The 22558-nt window shown below is 31.0% G+C and carries 13 protein-coding genes and 1 pseudogene; 4 read left to right on the plus strand and 10 right to left on the minus strand.

Annotated elements, in window-relative coordinates; translation table 11 throughout:
- A partial coding sequence (locus tag BOW57_RS19620) for a DUF11 domain-containing protein (RefSeq protein WP_164973745.1) occupies positions 1-1529 on the minus strand: 1529 nt, incomplete at its 3' end.
- Between the two features lie 1513 nt (positions 1530-3042).
- Between BOW57_RS19620 and BOW57_RS19625 the strand changes: the two genes are divergently transcribed.
- Positions 3043-3738, plus strand: coding sequence for a LytTR family DNA-binding domain-containing protein (locus BOW57_RS19625; protein ID WP_035625416.1), 696 nt, complete (start codon positions 3043-3045; stop codon positions 3736-3738).
- Between the two features lie 52 nt (positions 3739-3790).
- Here the strand turns inward: BOW57_RS19625 and BOW57_RS19630 are convergent, their stop codons facing one another.
- From BOW57_RS19630 to BOW57_RS19645, 4 genes are all read right to left on the minus strand, one after another.
- Positions 3791-5869, minus strand: a complete 2079-nt coding sequence (locus tag BOW57_RS19630) for a tetratricopeptide repeat protein (RefSeq protein WP_035625418.1) — start codon at positions 5867-5869, stop codon at positions 3791-3793.
- A gap of 553 nt (positions 5870-6422) precedes the next feature.
- Positions 6423-7976 carry a cellulase family glycosylhydrolase gene (locus BOW57_RS19635; RefSeq protein WP_089052222.1) on the minus strand — a complete coding sequence of 518 codons (1554 nt, stop codon included), beginning with the start codon at positions 7974-7976 and terminating at the stop codon, positions 6423-6425.
- Complete coding sequence (locus BOW57_RS19640; RefSeq protein ID WP_089052223.1) at positions 7963-9192, minus strand: Ig-like domain-containing protein; 1230 nt, start codon at positions 9190-9192, stop codon at positions 7963-7965. The genes BOW57_RS19635 and BOW57_RS19640 overlap by 14 nt, the downstream gene beginning before the upstream one ends.
- On the minus strand, positions 9192-12284 hold the full coding sequence (locus BOW57_RS19645) for a membrane protein (protein ID WP_035625420.1): 3093 nt from the start codon (positions 12282-12284) through the stop codon (positions 9192-9194). The genes BOW57_RS19640 and BOW57_RS19645 overlap by 1 nt, the downstream gene beginning before the upstream one ends.
- A 512-nt stretch (positions 12285-12796) precedes the next feature.
- Here BOW57_RS19645 and BOW57_RS19650 point away from each other — a divergent pair.
- From BOW57_RS19650 to BOW57_RS19660, 3 genes are read left to right on the plus strand one after another with little or no spacing between them, the layout of a single operon-like run.
- Positions 12797-13987 carry an oligosaccharide flippase family protein gene (locus BOW57_RS19650; protein WP_070905681.1) on the plus strand — a complete coding sequence of 397 codons (1191 nt, stop codon included), beginning with the start codon at positions 12797-12799 and terminating at the stop codon, positions 13985-13987.
- A gap of 10 nt (positions 13988-13997) precedes the next feature.
- Complete coding sequence (locus BOW57_RS19655; protein ID WP_035625426.1) at positions 13998-15164, plus strand: glycosyltransferase; 1167 nt, start codon at positions 13998-14000, stop codon at positions 15162-15164.
- Positions 15165-15180: 16 nt separating this feature from the next.
- Positions 15181-16353, plus strand: coding sequence for a response regulator (locus BOW57_RS19660; protein ID WP_035625429.1), 1173 nt, complete (start codon positions 15181-15183; stop codon positions 16351-16353).
- Positions 16354-16562: 209 nt separating this feature from the next.
- Here BOW57_RS19660 and BOW57_RS19665 read toward each other — a convergent pair whose 3' ends face one another.
- From BOW57_RS19665 to BOW57_RS19685, 5 genes and pseudogenes are all read right to left on the minus strand, one after another.
- On the minus strand, positions 16563-16880 hold the full coding sequence (locus BOW57_RS19665; protein ID WP_035625432.1) for a hypothetical protein: 318 nt from the start codon (positions 16878-16880) through the stop codon (positions 16563-16565).
- Positions 16867-17904 (minus strand): ATP-binding protein, encoded by a 1038-nt coding sequence (locus BOW57_RS19670; protein ID WP_035625434.1) that lies wholly within the window; start codon positions 17902-17904, stop codon positions 16867-16869. The genes BOW57_RS19665 and BOW57_RS19670 overlap by 14 nt, the downstream gene beginning before the upstream one ends.
- The gene (locus BOW57_RS19675; protein ID WP_035625437.1) at positions 17904-19037 is read right to left on the minus strand and encodes an FIST signal transduction protein; all 1134 of its coding nucleotides are present in this window, start codon (positions 19035-19037) and stop codon (positions 17904-17906) included. Before BOW57_RS19675 ends, BOW57_RS19670 begins: the two co-directional genes overlap by 1 nt.
- Positions 19038-19042: 5 nt before the next feature.
- Positions 19043-21991, minus strand: coding sequence for a PAS domain S-box protein (locus BOW57_RS19680; protein ID WP_051885884.1), 2949 nt, complete (start codon positions 21989-21991; stop codon positions 19043-19045).
- A 293-nt stretch (positions 21992-22284) separates the two neighbouring features.
- Positions 22285-22534 (minus strand): annotated as a pseudogene (locus BOW57_RS19685) (response regulator); the annotation flags it as partial.
- Positions 22535-22558 lie beyond the last annotated feature (24 nt).

The following is a 22558-nucleotide window of genomic DNA, read 5'->3' on the forward strand; positions in this document are numbered from 1 at the left end:
ATATTTATAGGTGTTGGAGTAACACTAGAGGTATTATTTCCAGGGGTAGGATCTGCTTCATTGGCAGCTATACTCGCACTGTTGGTATACGTTCCAGAGGCATTGACTGTGGCAATGATAGATAAGGTAGTATTCGATCCATTGGCTAAAGCACCAATCGCCCAGATTCCTGTTCCACTTGTATAGGTTCCTGAAGCTGTGCTGGCGCTTACAAAAGTATAACCGGAAGGTAAAATATCCGTTACACTTACTCCTGTTGCGTTGCTTGGACCTGCATTGGTTGCTGTTAAAGTAAAAGTAACATTACTGCCAACATTAGGCGTAGCGCTACTTGCGGTTTTGGTTATACCAACATTAGACTGCGCAACCGGGGTTGGGGTAACACTAGAGGTATTATTTCCAGGGGTAGGATCTGCAATATCTGGAGATGCTATAGAAGCACTATTCAAATAAGGACCTGCAGCTTTTACCGTAGCAGTAATTTGCAAAGTTGGGGAAGAGCCTATATTTAATAAACCAATATCCCAAACCCCTGTCGAGGAATCGTATGTCCCAACACTTGGTGTAGCAGACACAAAAGTGTAACCAGCTGGTAACAAATCAGTAACCTTGGTATTTGGTGCATTACCAGGACCAGTATTGCCTGCTGTGAGTGTAAAAACAACATTGCTTCCCACATTTGGACTTGGGTTATTTACAGTTTTAGAAACAGAGAGATCGGCAGAAATTATACCCTCTATAATATCTAAAAAAACACCCGAATCCAACGATGCATCACCAGCGTCAGCAATTACAATTTTAAAAGTATAAGTTCCTCCAGGAGTTAAGCCAGCAATGGATTTCTTTATCGACTTTGTTAAACCATTATGTTCTGTAAAAACTGGGAAAGGTCCTGGTTGAGGCGCTGTATTCAGGTTATATTTACCTCCAGTAGTAGTTGTAATGTGACCATTATTGATATACAAAGCAGATTGAGAACCATCGTATGCAGCGACAGGTGTTGCCGGTGAGCTAAATCCAGGAATACCAGAATTTACCTTATTTATTGATGTGGCATTACCATTTGGCAATGTTGCGAAATTCTGAATTCCAGAAATACCAGGCCCCGAAACAAAAAAACCAAAAGCATCATCAAAATTAGAACCTACATAATCTGGAAACTCCTCTGAACCAAATTGATAACTAAAAAGTAGTCCCGAAACATTCGGTGCTAAAGTTATTGTAAAAGAATACGATACTAAGTCACGTGTTGCGGTAGGATCAATTAAAGATAAATTGGGATCTGATAATGTTGTAGCTCCAGCAGGGTTAAAACTATTTTGGACAGCAGTATTTTTGTTTGCTAATTCGAAAGGGGCACTTCCTGTAGTAAAGTACACACCGCTCGGTATCTGCAAACCAGCGCCACTAATACCATTAGAAAAGGTGGCAACTTGATTTGCACGCAATGTTGCGGCAGTTGCTGCTCCCGACAATGTTCCACCAACGATAACTATTCCAGGCCCATTTAAAGCGGTATTTATCTGCAAATTTGATGGATTTGTTACAATAGTAGCTTGAGCATATATTGAAGATGATATATTAAAAAGAAAAAAAACATTTGTAAAAAAAGAAAAAGAATTAAAATTTAATAACTTATTCAAAATCAATAGTCCTTTGCTAAATAGAAAATAGAAAATCGATAATAAACTTTTAATTACAGAATTAATGAGTGTAAAATTATTCATACTATAGAAATTTTAATTAAAAATTGGATATCAAATTAAAATACGAGATAAATTATAAATTGGTTTTTATAACGAAGAAAAATTCCGATAAAAAAAACTAAAAACAACATCACAAACTTACAAATAAAAAGCAAAATCTTGCTAATTTTAAAAAAAAGAGTTTTTTTTTTAATCATCCACGGACATCAATAACCACAAGGATTATTAATTTGAAATTCGAATTAAATACTATATAATATTTAATGTTATGAAAAAAAATATTAAAACTTATAGTTAAAATTTAGCCACTTGTACTAAATTATTTGCTTCATATTATTGGTTGCAAATAAGTATTAAACTTTTACCTACAGAAACAATGAGATTAAACTTTTGGCATTTTGCAATTAAAAACTTTAAATTAATTTAATAAATAAGGTATACTATTTTTTAAAAAAGTTATTTGTACTGATCAATTTGAAATACTTTTATAATAAATATTTCTGAATACATATCGATGAGTTAAATCTATTATCTAATACCAAAATTATCATCTATTTTTTTAGACGATTAAACATTTTCGTTAAGTCATTAACAAGTTACGGCAAATCACCAAAAAATATCGACAAACGGTTTCTAGCCTACTGACGTTGAACAAAAAATTAAAGAATATCGAACTTATCATCTGCAAGCGAATAGAGCTTGAATTCAGATCGAATTACAGCAAATGAAATAATATTAAAATATAGATAAGCAAAATATCTTAAGCTTTCAATTATTGCATATCAAAAAATTTTAAATTACATTCCATCAATACAAATCCGCTTTAAAACAATAAAAACTTCTTGCCACTTCTATCGTAATAAGTAATTTACAACTTAATTTAGTAGGGAAATCGCTTACAATATTCTAAATTCACTATGGATTAATCTTAGATTAGATATTGTCGCAAAAATATTTTTGGGTTCAAAGATTTAAAAATATCCGAACTATCAGTAATCTAGAAATCAATACTGATATATTAACAAAATCTTAATAATAATAATAATAATAATAATAATAATAATTTCAAAAAAACCAACAAGAAACTGCAAAACACTTTAAAATAATAGAAAGATTAATTAAACTTTTACTTTAAACTATTCAAAAAAACTTTTTTAGAATCATTTAAAAATTAAAATCTAAAATTTCCATATTAGGTCTTGCAAAAAGTTCATATATTGCTAAAAAATAAGAAGAAAATTAAAAAAAGAAATAGTACTAACCGACAATATGAACTTTAGATTACTTTTAGGAACTACAATAGACTTGTAATATAATTATAATATCTTATTAAACTATGAATTGCATTATTATTGATGACGAAGAAATGGCAAGATCCATAATAGAAAAAATGATTGAAAATACATCTCAATTAAACTTGTTAAAAGAATTCTCAAATGCTATTCATGCCATAAAGTATTTAAATGAAAATAATGTCGATTTAATTTTTCTAGACATCCACATGCCTGATTTTACAGGTTTTGATTTTATTAAAACAATTAAAAGTCCACCCAAAATTATACTGATAACTTCTGATAAAAATTTTGCTATCGAAGCTTTTGAATACGAATGTATTGTAGATTATTTAGTAAAACCAATTACCGAAGATCGCTTTCAAAAAGCAATTCAAAAAGCGAATACTACAACAACAATTTTAAATAGAAGTGCTAATGAAGATAATGCAAACGAATTTTACATCAATATTGATCGCCGTCTGATCAAAATTGAATTTGCTTTCGTCAATATTATAGAAGCTAAAGGAGATTATATTCATATCAAAACGGAAAACAAAAACTATGTGGTCCACTCAACCCTTAAAAAAATAGAACACAAATTACCTAAAGATTTGTTTTTGAAAGTGCATCGTTCCTTTATTATCAATACAAAAAAAATTATTGACATTGAAGACAATAGTGTCTTAATTGGCAAAGACGTCATTCCTGTAAGTCGCGCCAATAGACCAGATTTAATGAAACGACTGAACTTATTGTAGCATTTTTATAAAAGAAAATACTACTTCTTTAATACTAAGTTGAAAAAAGCTCTTATTTCTCGTTTTTCTTCACTTTGAATACTGGTTTAGATGTCAACATCCATCTAAGACGCAAACCTACTTCTGTATATTGAAACCCGGCAGCAGTAGCAGACGCAATATTACTTTTAACACCATAAAAATTCGCCAAAAAACGATCTGAAAATTTATAGCCAAATTTAGCTTGCACTCGATAAGTCGATTGCTTGCTATCATTTTCAATGTATTGAAATCCTGTTGCAGCACTTAGTGTGTAAAAGATAGCATTGTTTTCAGCCGATTTTTCATCTTTCAAAAAATCAACAAAAATCTCATAAGCATTAAATTTACTTGGACTAAAATAAATTGTTGGCAATTGTTTTTGAAAGGCAATAAATTGATAATTAAAGCCTGCTTTCAAAATTGGTTTTGATAAAAAATTATAATATAATGAGGTAAATAATAAGTTTCGCTGGTTACTATCACTTTGCGCGCTGTAATAATATTGTGTAAACCATCCTAATTTGAAGTTTGTGCCAATATTATAATTGAAATAAAAATTATTAGCTGTTATCTCTCTACTTACCAGATCAGCATTGAAGTTCTGAATATCTCGCTTATACCCTAATTCTAAATCTTGCAATTTTAAGGGCTTTATTTTGAAAAATACGTCTACTAATAATTGACTATAATTACTAACGAAAGATCTTGCATTACTTGAACCTACTAAAACATTAAAATTTATTTTGGGATGAAATTGCCATTGTGCGCCGACCTTGAAGTCATTAGAGACTGCCGAATTTTTAGTGACTGTATTTTCAGTTTTTCTGTATTGATACATTCCTAAAAAAGCCCATTTCGTCGATATTGGAAAATTCAAAACTGTATTATTAGCGTAGGCTTCATTCTTTCCATTATCAAATGAATAACTTATTATCTCCTCTACACTTGGTGTGAAATTTTCATTTAATTTTTTTAGAAATCCAATAGCATCTTTTTGGTTTTCAAATATTTTCAAGGTAGTATCAACTGCTTCATAAGCTTTTAATGGTTCGCCATCTGCAAAGTAAGCATTCGATATTCCTAAGTTTCCATCAAATGATTTTGCATCGTTGACCAATATATTTTGGTAGTCAGCAATACTTTCTTTAAAATCACTACGATACATTCCTAAAGTTGCAGAAAGCGCTAATACCCAATTTTCATTGGGATTACTAATTTGGTATTCCTTTATTTTTGCTGCTGCTTCTTTGTACTTTCTATTCCAAATTAGTGCCTGAACATAGCGTTCTTTTGTTTGATTTTGTAATTTTATGTCCTCAATAAATTGGCTATTTTTTAATGCTTTTTTGGCTATAGATAAAGCTTCGCTATCTCTTTCGGCTATATGCGAAACTAATGACAATCCGTTTAAAGAAAACAAGCTATCCTTTTTGGATACTGCTAATTCTCGATATACCTTGGTTGCATTTTTTTTATCCTTAGTGATTAAATAAATATTAGCTTTATTCATTAATGTTTCCTTGTCTTTCGGAAAATCCTCAAAATTTTCATCTAATAAAGAAAGTGCAGTTTTATAATCTTGTTGTTGTACCAATTGATTGGCGTATCCCATGCGAATGTATTTCTTAGAAACTAAGGCATTTGGATTTTTAACAGAAACTGCCAAAGCTTTATTTACATAGATTAAAGCCTCCTCATATTGTTTTAAATTAGACAAAGTATTTGCATAGCCTAGTAAAGCCGGAAAACTTTCGGGATGCTTTGCTATCAGGCCAAAGTAATAAGGTTTTGCCTCAGAAAAATTTTTATTCCATAACATGCATTCAGCATAATTCAACTGGATTTCAAAATCATCTGGATACTTTTTTAGTAGTTCAGAAAAAATTACTGTGGCTTTTTCAGGACTTGAATTTAAACCGACAGCTCTACCGTAACATAGCTTTGCCGTTTTATTATCTGGATATGTCTTTAAAATTTTGCTGAAAAAAATTTCGGCTTGAGCAAATTCTCCTTTCTCTAAATTGGTAAAACCCTCTTGCATATCTTGCGCTTGAATTGATAATCCAAGAAGAAAGCAAAAAACTAAGACTATTTCCTTTTTAATGTTCATTTTTAAACATATCTTTTGTAATTAACTGCAAGTTAAGTATAAACATTGATTATTCGTCTACAGTAAAGTGCGGATAATCGAAAAAAAATAAAAAAAAATCTTATAACGAACGTATATTTGTATCAGAATTAAGAAACAAAATAGTAAAATTAATTATGAATAACAGATTTAGCTTGCTGAGTATGTAATACTATTAAGAAAAGAAAGAATTTTAAGAGCTGTCTGAAAGATGACAAACTAAAACACTTTTTTTTATTTCATTTATGTCACTGCCATTAACCTGTTTGTACCAATATTATGCGACTACTTAGAGAATTACATTGCCCTTTATTGTTGGACTTTTGCCTTTTTAAAAATCAATTTTAAAATTGCCTGCAAATTCAAAAAAGACTTGCTAAGTATCAAAAATATGATCTCCTTTTTTGCCGCAAAAGCTATACGTTTTTTTAAAATTAAAATCAATAAAGGCGATGTAATTCTAGTGAAGTACTATTTTAAAAGTTAATTCAATGTCAAATAAAAAGACTTAATTGTTTTTATTTAAAAATTAAAATCAATAATTTATATACAAAAAAGAAGGTTTGTTTTTTCCTTCTGAATCGATGAATCCAAACTGTTTTTGTTTGTTTTTTATCCACGGCCATTTTCCAGCAACTTTATCTGGAACTTTCGGAAAATCATATAAAGTCCAGGAAACAAATGCAAGTTGCTTCTTTTTGAATATAGATTGCATTTTTTTATGATAATTAGCCTGCTTTTCTTTTGAATTACCAAACCAACTCCACAGTCCTCGATTGGACGAAAGCCCAAATTCTTGCATTACCAAAGGCTTTTTGGCTGCTTTTTCTAAAACAGCAAGTTTGTCTTCAAAAAGTGAAATATCTTCATAATAATGATACGATACAAAATCTACCTTATCTTTTAGTATCTCTGCCGATGCAATATTAGAATATCCAATAGTGACCAAATGATTAGCATCGAATTTCTTGACTGCTGCAATCATTTGTTCCAACCAAGGCTTTACATTTTGTTCCCCACGTGATTCAAAATCTAAATCAGGTTCGTTTTTAATATCCCAAGCAATAATATTTTTGCAGTCCTTAAAAGTCGTTACAATTTTCTCTGCATGTCGATGAGTTAAAGTCCAGCTTTCTGGAGCATAATCTCCATAAAAATCGAATAATGTAACGATTACAGCTAGTTTTTTTTCTTCGGCCAAGTCTAAAACTATTTTTACCTTATCTAATTTCTCTTTTGAAACCTCTGCTTTACCAAATTCTTCATAAGGAACAAAAATCCTAATCGTATTGAGTTTTGCTTTTGTTATTATATCAAAATCAGCAGCTATAGTATCTTTATTAAATTTATTTCCAAACATATCCCAAGCAGAATTTTTAGGATAATAATTAATACCTTTTATGATATAGGGAGCACCATTTTTTAAAATTTCATTTCCTTTTACCGTGTATATTTTTTTATTCAATTCTACAGCAACCAAACTCTTTTCTTTTTGCATCCGAACATAGTGTCGAATACGCCAAAAACCATCCTCTAGCAACATTAAAACCTTATAATTTGCAGTATCCCGAACAGAAGTTATAAGCTTGTTATCTTGATAAATATTTTGAAATTCAACTACATTTTTATCGGTAATAACGACTTGTTGGCCGTCTTCGCTATAAAAATCTAACGATGCATGATGTTCTATTATTGTACTCTGGATCGAAATTTTTTTGGCCTTATTATAGGCTATAATTTGTTCTAATTGCTTTCTCGAACTTTCTGTAAAATAATCGTCAATTCCATCATTGACATTGTTTTTAAGAGCATTATTTTTTATTACATAAGAAAACAAATAATGCTTCTCAATTTTCTGGATGGTTTGATTTTCCATCCGTCTACCTTGATTTTTGAAGGTTTCCCACGTTACTTTGGGTAAATATGTATCTAAAGTCTCTTTCTCTAAATGCAGCATCGAACTTCTATCTGCTCCCGAATTTAAGTAGCCCAAAATTTCACTCATTCCAAATAATACCAAAATATTAATCGCAATAAATGAAACTATTAAAATTGCCCGATAATTATTTTTATTGTTAATTACTATCATAATTTTTTTCTTCTACTTTTTGAATACTTCCTAAGGTTGAAATTTCAAATGAATATTTTTTTTCTTTATAATATTCAGATGAAATAGTAAAAACAGCATGGCCTTTTACGCTATCTTCTTGCAAAGTCGCTATGAGTTGATTATGATGATACACTTTTAGAGTCACTTTAATTCCGTCTGGAACTAACTGATTTATAAAACTACGCAACGGGCCGACTATTATAGTGCGCTTATCTTTTGAAAATTCAAATTCAATTTTCGGATTAATCGGTTCGTAGTTAATTGCTATAGAATTACTTTCTGCTATTCCCGCTACATACGCTTTTGCAGTATAAACATCTTGGTGATCAGGATGCAAAATCTGAGCAGTTGCAACTCCGTTTATAGTTGTGCCAAATGATTTTAAAACCATATTATTAGCAGTAGAAATCACAAATGAGACCATGGTTCCGTCGCTTACAACGTTACCAAATTTGTCTTTAATAACAGCTGTTTTTAAGGTCGTAATTTGATTTCCATCAGCATATTGATGATTTCTAGTAAAAGAAATTATGAAATTTGTAGCGATTCCAGGAAAAATTACAGCGTTAAATTCTTTAGTAATGGTAGCATTGCATTGAGCAGAAACCAAAACTATTCCAGATTTTGTAGGAGCATCAATTATTTTCCAAGCAATGAGATTTTTCGTTTTTACCGTTTGATTTGTAATAGTATTTAAAAACTGACTTCTAAAAATTACAGGAGTATTTTCTGGTTTCGGATTATCAAAGCCATCTGTCGGAATGGTAACGTACATTACAAAATGACCATCACCTACCAATGTACTTGGTGGACCTAAATAATTTTCGATATCCGTTTTAGTGTCGTTATTGGGCAAAATTTCAAAGTTTCCCTGTAGTTTATTTTCTCCGTTTACAACCAAAAACCAATCAATACGACCCGATTTTTTAGCATAACTTTTAGGGAGGGCAAAAGTTAATTTATCATTTTTAACGGTGGCATCTAAAAGTGTTTTTCCTAAAGAATGAATTAAAAACAACTGCGGTCTATTTGACGTATTGACCTCAAAATCTAAAGCTATTTTGGCACCTGCTATAAAAGTCTTTTGTTGCGTAATTAGTATAATAGCGCCCGTTTGTTTTTTAGGCAATAAAGTGACTGATACCAATAATATGGTAAACAAACAAAAACAAAATATATAGATTTTATTCTTCATTATCTAGGATTTCCAATGTAATTATTAATTTCAATTTTAATAAACGAATACCCTTTATGTCCTTTAACCCTTTGCATTTGTGCACTTTCTTGTTTACTGTTTCGTACCGGAATTACCGCACGAGCAAGAGCTTCTGATTCTAAACCATTTACAAAACAATTTTCTGTTGAAGATTTTATAATCACAGGATTCAAATCTCTTAGCAAATTATAGGTAAAATATTGCTTACGCTGAATGCGAACACCCTCTTTTATAAACTGGTGATCAACATAAACCAATTCTTTTTTATCATTGTAATACGAAATTAAGAGCTCTGGAATGGTTACTTCTTGAATTCCGTAATTGAATAAAGTACCTTTGATCTGGTTGTTATCTATCACTAAATCTGAAATAGCAACCGAATTATACAAGTCGGTGGTTGCGACATTTCCAGCACTTTGAATATCAAATGTAGCGGGAATATTTTTCAATTCTTTTGGTGTAAATTCATTGGGGTTAAAAGTTGTTGGCTTTACATCAGTTGGCTTTAACCACGCAATATCTTCAAAATTCACCTTAAAACTCGTGACTTCTTTTGGCATCAATTTATGTTTAATAGTATACTTTGCGTTGAATACGGCAATCGATTTATCATTTCTGTCATATAAAGTAGCTTTCAAGACCACATCTGCAGGAACATTATCTATATTTTGAACTTCACCAATCACTATATATTGACTGTCAATTTTTACCAAACTTGCCGATATAATTTCTAAATCTGGTTGGCGCAGTACATCTTCATGATAGGTCTGCTGGGTAGTTATCTTTCGTCTCCCTTGCTTGTAATACGAATTAATATTCTCTGACATGAATTCGTGCGGAGGAATATCGGTATCTTTTTTATCTGGAATGATAAACCATTTCCCGTTTATTTTCTGAACGTCATGTATGTACTTTTTTTCAATTAATTCTAATGGTGTAACCCACTTGGTCGTTGCAATAACTCTAGCTTTGTCTTTACTTTGCTGAACAATTTTAGTTTCGATAGCATCTAACTTGGCGTAAGAATTAAGAACACCATCCGAAACAGAAATTTCCAGCATAAACTGAGCCACCGAGTATTCTTTATTAGGAACAACATAAGAGTGCGCTTTATTATAAAACTTAAAATCTAGAGCATCATAATATGCTTTTACAACATTTTCAGGACTAATCTGTACAGCATTTTTGATATAAATGCGATATGCTCCAAAGCTTATAATTAGTAGTAAAATCCCTGTCCAAATGTGTAGAAATTTTATCATCGCTCTTGGAAAATTAGCATAAACAATTCCATACTTATTGAAAGAAGGTTTTTCTAAAGGCTTTATTTTTAAGGCCTGCAACCAAATCATCTGAACATTAAGTATAAAAGCCAGAAGAATGGTTAACATCGGAATAATTCCCCACATTAATTTCAAATAGATCGGTACTTCATCTTTTGGAAGAATTTTAGACAAGGGCTGCACATTTAGTTTTTCCCACACCATTATACCATTTTCTAATTGTGATAATCGATGCCAACCGCAGAAATAGAGAATTGGATCGTAAAATTTATCGTTAGAAAAAACATATTTCAAATTATATTTTTCAGGAACCGTTAGAAATTGCTGCAATGAACCAATACCTTCAAGTCCTCGAAATTTGGAGTTTTCCAGCCGTTCTACTGCACGAGAAGTCAATTCTGGTAATCTTCTTGCCGAATGGTAATTTCCATCAACCGTCATTGCCTTTGTTTGTGTCGATAAGTAGGCCATCTGATCACCAAAACCTAATGGCAAAAACCTCCAGTGATCGTGTTGATCCTGATTTAAGAAATTGACAATTGGTAAAAAGTTAATTTTTTGCGGTTGCAATGGTCTAAAATACCCTAACGTCATGGTAAACACTGCAAAAAACAAAAAGCAACCAGCAAATAATCCGCCTAGGATCCTCCTATAAACACTCCCAAATTTTACTTGCAAAGCCGTTCTTAAGTCACCTTCAACTAATCGGTACACAAATTCACCAAAAATGGGCAAACTCATTATAGAAGCCCAAAGTGTAAAGCGATCCAAGGTTAGGATATTAAAAGCATTTTCTCCTAAAATTGCTAAGGGAATTGGAGTTGTGCCGCCCGTTCCTAAAACAGTGAGCAAGGTTAAGGATAATCCGAAAAAAATATACCTTTTGCTGTAATATCTATAAAATATATAAGGCAATATAAAAAGTAATATTCCCCAAGGTATCAAGAAGAACATCAAGCCAGAAGAGGTTACTTCTATAAAATTGTCGCGACTTCCATGCGGAATAGGAACCTGAGTGATGGGATTGGCTTTAGAATTAATCCAATACGGCAGTATACAAAATACTAGCAGAAAAACGGCGCTACCACAGAAAAGAATAATCCGTTTTAATAATGATAGAAATGTTTTATAGAATATTTTGAATGTGATTTCCTTGAATGAATTGACATTTTCGCGAGCGGTATCCATTACTATCATACCGATTAAAGGCGAAACAAAAAATACCATTCCAAATAAAGGTGTAACATGATGCGAACAAACGGTTACGGCCATCAAAGACAGAGAGGTGAAGTAATATTTCTTTTTGCCTGTTTTGATAAAAAGATAAATCTCTGGAAGTGCATGCATTAAAACAGAAACTCCAATAATACTGGGAAGCTGTCCAAAAATATGCAATGTTTCTACAAAAGAAGAAGAAACCACTGCCAGAATAGCAGAATAACCTGCAACGGTTCTATTTCCAGTTATTAAAAGTGAAAATCTAAAAGTTCCTGCAATGAATAAAATAATCCCAACGATGGCAACAGTAAACATACCAAATTTCAAACCTCCAATTAAAGAAAGTAATCCAATGGTTTGGTGCACTAATGGAGGATAACTCATCACATTAAAACCCGTATACCAACTATAATTCCAAGGTTCAAACCAACTGTGGGCATAATGATTTCCGAAAAACATGTGAATTAAAGCATCATAAGAACTTTCTAAAGTAAAAAAAATAGCGCTGCCATGGAAAGTCAATCCAAAAAGTAAGGCTACTATCAAATATTTATTAGAAGTTTCTTTCAATCACTCTTATTTTACATTATTGTTTTTGTAAATATAGGGATATCGTCTTATAGAAGAAAACGATATAACTGTACAAAATGTCCTTTCATCGAAAGAAACAGTACCAAACATCTAAAATATCAAAAAAAGTCATACAAGAGCTCTAATTTTACATCAGAATAATATTCTAAAATAAGTATTGCCAGAATCATGTAATTAGAGCATCACAGTGATGTTATTTTCAAAAAAACAAAACATCTTTTGTTTAAATCTCTTGTAGAGACTTTCGTTGAAAGTACTTTTTAATTTCAAAAATTACAATTCATAATAAATATGTTGATTTAGTTAATTGTTGCCGAAAAGGAATTTATCTTATAAATTCCTTTTCATTTTTGTTAAAGTTTTCTTATTTTTCTTATATTTGTTTATAAGAATAAGCTTTTTAAAATTTCATCATACTATTTTTTTAATACTACACACTTGAATTGAATATTAAAAATACTTATAAAAAGATCACTGCGGAAAAATTTTTTATGCTTACAATTTTATTTGTAAATGCAGGAAATTATTTGTACAATTTGCTATTAGGAAGAATACTTGGTCCTTCTGAGTTTGCTGACGCTGCGATCTTAATAACTTTGCTTTTAGTATTGTCTTTTGTTGGAATGACATTTCAGGTTACTGCGGCTAAATATGCCGTTTTGCTAGAAGGAACGCAATTGCATGTTTTTTTAAAATTTATTTTTAAGTATGCACTCCTCTTCGGTGTAATACTGGGATTTACAGTAGTAGTATTCAGCCATCAATTGCAAGAAATTTTTAAAACCAAAACCTCACTAATGTTCGTTTTGTTTGGTTTGGGACTTCCAATGTATTTTATAATGAGTATTAATAGGGGTTTATATCAGGGGAAAAATGATCTGAGAAATTTGTCAAAAACCTACTATTTTGAAATGTTATGTCGTTTGATTTTGACACTTTTGTTACTCTACCTTTTACCTCAAATTCAATCTTCTATTATCATCGCAGTAGGAATTTTAATTTCTTTTGTCTTTGGTTTGATTCCCTTTCAAAAAATAATTAACAGCAAAAACAAACAGACTCTAAGTGACAATTTAGATACAAAATCCATTATTACATTTTTCGCTTTAACAGCCTTCTATGAATTAACGCAAATCATCATTAACAATAGTGATATTATGTTGGTTAAACATTATTTTGATAATGAAAAAGCGGGCTTATATGCTTGTTTAGCATTAATAGGCAGGGTAGTATATTTTGTCGCTTGGATGTTTGTAATGCTCCTTTTGCCCAAAGTAATACAGTTAAAAAAACAGGGTGAAGATACACTTCCGATTCTATTAAAATATGTTTTATATATTGTTTGCTTGTCTACAATAATTGTTCTAAGTGCACTCTTATTTCCAGAAATTGTAGTGCGATTAATGTTTGGCGAGAAATACCTACCCATAGCTTTTTTGTTGTGGAAATATGCATTGGCAACTTCAATTTTTGCTATCGCAAATATTTTTGCTTACTATTTTCTTTCTATAAATAAGTATGTGCCTGTTGTAATATCAGCCTTTCTGGGACTTACACAAATAATTCTAATAGTCCTCTATCATAATTCACTCGAACAAGTGGTTGTTATGCAAATCATCGCGATGGTGGTATTATTATTATTTCAATTGTTTTTTTTCTTTTTTAATAACAATAAAAAGTAACATTTTAAATATGAAAGTAGCTGTAGTCACTGCATTTCCGCCAAGTAAAGTTACACTAAATGAATATGGTTATCATTTGGTAAAAAACTTTGTTCAAAACTCAGAAGTATCCGAATTAATTTTATTATCCGATAAAACATCTGAAGCGAAACAATTAGACTTTGACCAAAAAGAAAAGGTAAAAGTAAAAGAATGTTGGAGATTTAACAGTTACACCACTATTTTTTCTGTTCTTAATGCAGTTCGAGAAGAACAACCAGATGTGATTTTGTTTAATCTTCAGTTTGTAAAATTTGGAGATAAAAAAACACCTTCTGCCTTGGGATTATTGTTACCCATGATTTTGAGATTTTTTGGATACAAAACAGTGGTTTTATTACATAACATTTTAGAGCAAGTTGATCTAGAAAAAGCAGGATTCACAGAGAGTAAATTCATGCAGAAGATCTATAATTTTATTGGAACTAACATTACCAGATGCATTTTGAAAGCCAATAAAGTTGCTGTAACTATTCATAAATATGTGGATGTTTTAAATGCTAAATACCATACCAAAAATGTAATGCTAATTCCACATGGGACATTCGAATCAGTCAAAAATCCTAATTTTGAAATTAAATCTGGCCCTAAACAAATTATGGCTTTTGGTAAATTTGGAACCTACAAAAAAGTCGAAATTTTAATTGATGCAGTCGAAATTGTTAGAAAAACAAATCCAGAAAAATTAGAAGTCGTGATTGCTGGAACAGATAGTCCAAACACACCTGGATATTTAGATGGAGTACAAGAAAAATACAAAAACGTTGAGGGAATAATTTTTACCGGCTATGTTGAAGAAAATAATGTAGAACGAATTTTTACTGATAGTACAATTGTGGTATTCCCTTATACATCTACTACTGGTAGTTCTGGAGTTTTGCATCAAGCAGGAAGCTACGGCAAAGCAGTTATCATGCCTGATTTAGGTGATTTGGCCTTGCTAATTAAAGATGAAGGGTATAAAGGAGAATTTTTTAATCCGGAAAGTGCCGATTCTTTAGCTATAGCGATTGACAAAATTATTTCAAACGATACCTATCGAAAAGAATTAGCAATTGCTAATTTTCAGGCTGCAAGCGCCCTATCAATGGACAAAATTATAATGATGTATATAGAATGTTTTAAATCAATACAATAAACTTAAATGTAATATTATGAAAATACTAATAGTAGATGATCAGCAATTGGTCTTGTTGTCTTTAGAAAAATTGCTAAGTGGTTTAGGATATGAAGTTATAAGTACAGACAATATAATCGATGCCATAGCTAAATATGACAGTGAAAAGCCAAATTTAGTTATTGTTGACATTAATATGTCTAATCTCTCTAATACAGAATCTTTAAATGAGCATCAATCTGGTTTGGAGGTAGTCAAACATATCAAGCAAATCAAAAAAGACAACACTCCTGTAATGGTTTTATCTGGTAATACTGATGAAGAAGTCATTATAAAAGGTTTTGATTTAGGTATTGATGACTACATGAAGAAGCCTTTGAGTTTAAGCGAAATTGGTGCGAGAGTAAAAAGATTAATAGGCTCTACTATTGAAAAAAGTGTTACGGAAAAACCCAATTCGAAAGAGCGATATATCCAAAACAAGTGTATTGGAGTTGTTATTCCGTGTTATAACGAGGAAACTCGTTTGTCTAGTGATGAATTTAAGTCTTTTGTACATAAAAATTTAGGTTACCATTTGTGTTTTGTAAACGATGGAAGTAAAGACAATACACTAGCTGTATTGCATGAATTAACAAAAGGAAAAGAAGAATATATTAGCGTTTATGATTGTAAAAAAAATGGTGGAAAAGCCGAAGCTGTCCGTCTGGGAATGTTACACTTGGCCAAGCAAAATCAATTTGATTACATCGGTTTTTTAGACGCCGATTTATCGACCAATTTCGATGATTTTCAAGATTTGGCAGATACAATTTATAACTCTAAATACAAATTGGTTTTTGGCTCCAGAATTTCAAGAATGGGAGCTGATATTACCAAACAATCCGCAAGAGCTATTATTAGCAAAACTATAAATTATATCATTAGAAAAATTCTTGGAATGGAAATTAACGATACACAATGTGGCGCCAAAATAATGACAAAAGAAATTATAGAAAAAACCTTTAATGAAAAATTCATAACAAAATGGGTTTTTGATGTAGAGATTTTTATGCGGATGAAAAAAATATATGGCTCTACGAAGACTCAAGAGTTAATTTTAGAAAAACCCTTAAACAGATGGATTCACATGGATGGTTCGAAATTGTCATTTAAAGATTCCATAAAAATTATTGGTCAAATTGGCCAAATCGCACTTCATTACAGGTAAAAAACTACAACCAGTAAAGTATAGAGCAAGTTAAAACCATAACTTGCTTTTCGCTTTTTTTATTAAAAAAGTACTTTTATGACAAACGGTTAAAGATTATTTTGACTCTATTTGTTTTTTAATATCTCTGACATATAATAGGAGAATGTAAAGTATCATAATATATGTATTAACTGCCAATAATAATACCATTCGTAAACTAAGCTTTTTTACAAATCGTTTACAAAATTTTGCATTAACTGTAAAATACTTTCAAATTTGTCTTCAGATCCAAGTGTGCCATTTAATAAGTAATTTTCGTATTCATGAGTAATATCATAGCTTTTTTCAAGGCCTAAAATAGATATTTTATGCTTTAATTTATGAACACACTCTGCTGCCAGCTTATAATGCTGCTCTTGCATACATTTATGATAGGAATCTATTTCAAGAGGTAGTTCTTTTTTAATAATTGCAATCATTTTTTGCTTAAATGCATAGTCTTCTCCGCAGAGTTGGTCAATATAATTTAAATTAGGCTGTTCCATAGTTTTTAGGTAAGGTAAAATAAAATGTTGTTCCAATGTTTTCTTTACTTTCAAGCCAGATCGAACCTTTATAATACTCAATAATTTTGTTAACTATAGAAAGCCCTACTCCTGAATTTTGATTGTTGCTTTCTAATTTTGTGAATATTTTAAAAATTTTGTCGTGGTATTTTTCAGCGATTCCGATGCCATTATCTTTGATGTAAAATTCAAAATCTTGCTCTTTTTCTCTACAACCAATTTCAATTTGGCCTTGAGACTTATCATTATAATGGATGCTATTTTCAATTAAATTTTGCATTAATTGTTTGAATCGCCATGTATTTCCTTTTATTTTTGGTAAATCATTGATTATCGAAATTTCAATATTTTTCGGAATATGAATATCTCTCTTTATTTCGTCAATTACCTCATTAAGATCAATTAATCTTTCTTCAGATTCTAACTTGTCTACAGTAGAATAATCTAAAATTCCTTTGATGAGCAAATCCATTTTTTCGACATTAAAAAGTACCTGATTAAGCGAGTTTAAGCAACTTTCACCCATTTCTTTATTATCCTCAATGACCCAATTAATAAGGGTGTCTATATTTCTGAGTGGTGCTTTTAAATCATGAGAAACAACATGAGCATATTCGTTAAGTTCTTTATTATGATTTTCTAAACTCTTTAGTAATTCTTCTCTTTGCTTATTCATAGTCACAATTTCTATAGATTGTTTTTTTAAGAAATCGGATTGATTAAAATCTTTTTCATTACCTAATTTTTCAGCATCCAAATTCATAGAATTCAATATTTCTGTCAAATTTGAATTTATTTCTTTTAAACTATTGGCTTCATCGCGTAGTTTTTTATTGGCTTGGAAAAGTTCATCAGAACTAATTTTCATTGCTCGCTGCAACATGTTCATCTGATCCTCGTGATTATCATAAGATTCATTGACTGCCTGCAAAAAATGCTTTAAATCTTTTAAGTGCTCAGGGTTTATAAATTTAGCAATTTGCCTTTTTAAAAGAGTATTCATTATTCGCTGATTAGGGTTAAAGTCATGGTTTGATTATGTAATTCACAAAAAGTATTCTCGCTAAATGGAGCCATTTCGCCATACGAGTAAAACCCGGTAATTGCTACTTCATTTCCTATTATTTCTTGCACTTGCTCTATTTCCTCTTCAACCCGTTGATTCATAACTAATTTTCTTCCTACGCAACTCACTAGTAAAGCAAGTTGTGGGTGATTTATTCTATTTTGCATTGCTAACATTGCCGCTTGTGAAGCTCCCTCGGCGATAGCATCTACAGAAGCCATCATGAGCTGTACTTTGGCATTTTCAGGCACTTCTCCAGCTAAAATCATCGACTGATCTTCGTTATTGATATTTAAAATGGTACGAACTACAGCTTGTGATTTACCTTCGGGCGTAACATTTAAAGGATATAACAAAGAAGCTTGCGGCAACTCATTGGCTTTGTCTCCTAAGTATTTTTTATACAAATCTAAAGCAGGTTGTCCATCGATTTCATACAATACATTGGCTTCTGATCTGGTAATAATTCTTTCGGGACCAAATGAGCTCCATCCTCCAAAACTGGAAAACGAAATTTCTAAAGTTTCTCCATAAAACCCAATTAAAACGACTTCTCCTTCTTTTGGATTTTCTTTATAAGAAGCCAATGTCTTCTCAAATTTTGCATCGTCTCCACACATTCCTCCTGAGATAGGCACTTTATTTTGAATGCCATTCTCAAGACCCTCAATAAGTGAGCTTCCGTTTACGAAACTACCTTCTGAAAGTACAAATAAATGCTTTAAGTTTTCTTTGGGTATTTGTTGGTAAAGAGATTCCCCTAAAGCATTTGCATCTTTATTATGATTAAAAATATTATCGGTTTTAATTGCAAACGTACTTTTTTCAAATTCTATAGCACTAACAACAATAGAATCATCAAAGACATTTGCATCTAAAATTTCACCCGCTGTAGAGCCAAAAACCAGATGTTCATAAGGAAACTCGTTTCTAATAGCATCAATGACTTCTGGAAGCTCTAATTGCATCCTATTGGCAAAAACAAGTACCAGCGGATTTTTTAGTTTTTCCTTATTTGTTAGGTACTGCCAATTTTCATTCTTTTTTTTATAAGCTTGAATTATTTTCATAGTTTCTATTTTGGTAATTTAATAAAGAAGGTTGTACCTTTAGTCAGTTCACTTTCTATCCAAATGTTTCCTTTGTAATTCTCGACTATTTTTTTTACAATAGACAATCCGATACCTGTTGATTTTTTATTAGATGTAAAAGACTGAAATATTTTAAAAATTTTTTCCTGATTCTCTGCAGCAATTCCAGGACCATTATCCTTAATAGCAAAAATATAATGCTTTTTTTCCTCTTCAAAACTTATTTGAATAATTCCGAGAGGCTTATCAATATAATTCACCGCATTGCTGATGATATTTAGAAACAACTGTTGCATTCTAAATCGCTCAGCTTTGATTGTCGGTAGTTCTTTTTTTACTATAACTTCAATATTCTTAGGTATATGAATAATATCAATTATTTTATTGATTTCAACATTCAAATTAATATTCTCAGTAATCATCTCAATATCATCTACTTTAGAATAAGTTAGAATTCCTTCAATCAAATGATCCATTTTCTCGACTTTGTCTTCAATCATATCAAGATATTGACTCGTTTGCGCATTAAACTCTTTATCATTATCTTCTTTAATCCATGTAACTAAAGAATGTATGCTCTGTAGTGGTGACTTTAAATCATGCGATACAATTTGAGCATAATCATTGAGCTGCTCGTTCTGTTTTTCTAATTTTTTAAGTAATTCTTCTTTTTGCAATTCTAGGCTCTTTTGTCGAGTTATGTCTAAATGTATAACTATCGAACCAATTACTTCACCATTTACATTATAATTTGGAGCGCCGCTAATTAACCAATATCTTGTCTCTCCTTTTTTATTGATAGAAGTAACTTCATACGAATCTGACTTACCTTTAACCCGTTCTTTATTTTTAAAATTTACTAATTTTTTATCCTCAGGATGCAACAAAATTTCAGATGCATTGTTGCCTAACAAATCAATTAAAGAGAAACCACTCATATCACAAAAAGACTGATTGGCTAATTGTATTACGTCATCCATATCTACTTCCAATAAACCCATATTCATATTGGCAATAATATTTCTATATTTTTCTTTTTCTGCTTCTAGACTTTCTTTGTACTTTTTCTTGATGGTAATATCTTCAAAACTCCATAAATGACCATCATTTTTCTTGCCTTTGGCTATCGGAATAAAACTCCTTTCGTAAACGCGTCCATCGGCCAATTCAATTTCTTCAGAAAAGACGTTTTTTTTATTTCTTAAAATTTCTTCTACCCTTTCAATAAATTCATCTGATCTTTTAAAAAAGTGTTTATTTTCTTCAGTAGCCATTTTAGAATCAAAACCTATCATCTCTTCTGGTTCTCCTTTAAAATCGAATAAATTACAAAACCTTTTATTGGCAATTAGCACCTTTCTATCCTCATCTTCTAGTAAAATGCCTGATTGAAGATTGGTTATTAATGACGTTAAACGATTCTCAGAATCTATAAGCTGTTGATTGAACTCTTTTTCTTGGCTTATATTTTCTTCGATAGCAAAATATTTAATCACCTCTCCTTGTTTGTTATGAAGCGCCTGTCCTTGTACTCTAACCCAGTATTTCTTTTTATATTTTGTATAATTTAAGATCTCACAAGTAAAAGGAAGTCCTTGTTTTATTTGATTCTTTAAATAAGCAATCGTTTTTGGATTGGTTGCTTCACCTTGTAATAAACGACCAGGACTCTTACCAATCAATTCTTCCTTGGAGTAGCCAGTCATTGTGGTAAAACTACTATTGGCCCACTCAATTTTACCTTCACTGTCGCAAATAATGACTGCACTAATATTTTTATCTGCTATCGAGGAAAGTAATAAAAGTTGTTCTTCTTTTTGTTTATCTTCAGAAATATCCTCAATCATTGCAAAATATTGAATCACCTTTTTGGAGGAATCAAAAATGGGTTGTCCCACTGTTTTAGACCAAAAAGTGCCACCGTTTTTTTTAGCATGCAAAATTTCTACTTCAAAAGTATTTCCCTCGTAAAATGCATTGATCATTCTGTGGATCTCCTCTTTATTCGATAGAGCGTCCGAACCTACTTCAACAGGTGTTTTACCAATGATTTCATCGTTCTCATATCCTGTCAATTTAAGATATGCATCATTACACCAAAATATCTTTCCATCCGGATAAGTGAATACAATGCCGTTTTTATTCGTTTTTGCTACCAAGGACAACTTATTTAGCTCTTCTTGATTTCTTTTTTGTTCTGTAATATCTCGTCCATAGATATTTACACAGCCCTCTTGTTGCAGACTTTTACAAACAAAAGAATAGCACTTACCATTATTCTCCGCCTCAAACATCCATCTTTCTTTTCTCTTATCAATTTGATGAATGATAAATTTTAAAAAATCCTCAATTTCATAATCAATTCCCTGAAATATAAGATTTTTTAAATCTTCGGCTGCTGGATTCATTTTTAATAGATGTCCCTCAAAATCAATCCGAATTAATGGATCTGGACTTTGAGTAGTAAAAAGAGCAATATCAACAATTTTCTTATTGGCTTCTTTTAATTGATTTTCTTGCTGATGTATTGTATTCAAAGAATTTTGTAATGCTGCATCGTAGTTAGCGAAATCATAAAGAGAGATTTTTTTTTCTTCAAAATAATTCAAGGAAGTATGCGATAGGCTACCTATAAATAAATAGCCACTTTCATAGTTTTCAAATTGTCCTCGAAGCGAAATTTTATCTTTAACAGATTCTATTATAACTAATTGATTGGTAACTTTATAAAAATTGTCAACATTTAGCTCTTCGATAAATGGATTGGTAATTGTAAATGATCTCAGGAAATATCCTCTGCATTTTAAGTCCGGAAGTACTTTGATTAAACCTTCACCTCGGTCTTGAATAAGTAAGTTGTGGTCTAGTAAAACATAAAAAGGGAAAATCCTATTGAATGTTTCACTATCAAAATGAAATTGAGAATTTTCCATGTTGTTACCTCCTTAGTTTTAAAAATTTCATGAATACGGCATCTGGATACATTCTATTATTTCGAATGTTTTTGATTACGAAAAGTAGATAAGACTACTGCTAAACCCAACTCAAATTCCAGCTATTCAACTCTTTTAGAATTGTAACGTAAAGTACTACTTTTTTTCTTACACTACAAATGTTTTAAATCTCAAGTGGTTTTCAATTTGTTTATGACATAAAAAACAAAAAATATTTTAAAGCTTTAATTCTTATCTCTAGTACTAGATTCAAAAAATAACGCTACTTATTTTTACTGAGAAATTAATTCATTCGTGCTCCAATAGTCTAGTATTTTTTTTATCCTATCTACATAATCCTCATATTTCAAAGGCTTTAAAAATGTAGCCCGCAATACCTATTTTATAACACTCCATCACGTCTCTATGATTGTTAGAAGTAGTTAAGATAATTGCTGGTATATATTTTAATACATCATCTGCTTTTAAGATAGATAAAAACTCGATACCGTTTAGTTTAGGCATATTAAGGTCTAAAATAATAAACATCTGGTATTATTTCTTTCC

It is taken from the genome of Flavobacterium sp. YO64 (assembly GCF_004119505.1).
GTDB classification, from domain to species: Bacteria; Bacteroidota; Bacteroidia; order Flavobacteriales; family Flavobacteriaceae; genus Flavobacterium; species Flavobacterium oncorhynchi.